The sequence below is a fragment of the Alcanivorax sp. HI0083 genome, from assembly GCF_001635175.1.
Map to the genome: position 1 here is coordinate 1 of NZ_LWFX01000086.1, position 679 is coordinate 679.

The following is a 679-nucleotide window of genomic DNA, read 5'->3' on the forward strand; positions in this document are numbered from 1 at the left end:
CCCCCCGCAGGCTGAACAGCCACCGGACGAGCCGATTTCTGTTCTGCCAGATCAGCGGCCAGTTGATAATACTGTTGACGTAATTCACTCAGCTCACGGCTGCTGGACCGCTGCTCCAACCACAACACCACCGCCAGCGATGTGGCCACCAGGGCGAGCCCCAGTGACAGCCAAAGCAGCCTGGAGCGCCCGCCTTCTGACATGCCGACTGGCCTCTGCCGTGGTGCAGAAATAAACGGTGCAGATTCGGTATCCGGTAACGGGGCCGGCGGCGCAACCGCCAACACGTCCTGATTAAGGCCCTGTAAACGGTTTGCTTTACTTTCCGACAACGGGGTATGCGGCATCTTTGCCATGGCAAAACGCTCTTTTTGATTATTGTTTATTTCACTCAATCTGCCAGTGAGCCGGCCTCTCCCCCCGGAGAACGCCAGCTACTGCCGGTCATACAATCAACGGCCTTCCAGTGAATCCAGACGGCTATTGACCTGCAGACGATAAGCATCAAACGCTGCCACTGCGGCTTCAACGTCGTCAACCCGGGCGTCCAGTGTCGAAATCTTGCCCTGGGCTTTTTCCACCTTGTCCAGACCGCTTTTCAGGCTGGCTTGCTGACGCTCAAGCTGCTTGATGCTGTCCACCAGCACTTCCACCCGTGTCTGCATTTGCCCGATCTGGC

1 protein-coding gene and 1 pseudogene are annotated in these 679 nt (G+C 57.6%); both read right to left on the reverse strand.

The window, feature by feature from the left end:
• The coding region (locus A3754_RS00950; RefSeq protein ID WP_156496652.1) for a hypothetical protein at nt 1-356 on the reverse strand (356 nt) is incomplete at its 3' end.
• 96 nt (nt 357-452) lie between these two features.
• A pseudogene (locus tag A3754_RS26900) lies at nt 453-679 on the reverse strand (hypothetical protein); the annotation flags it as partial.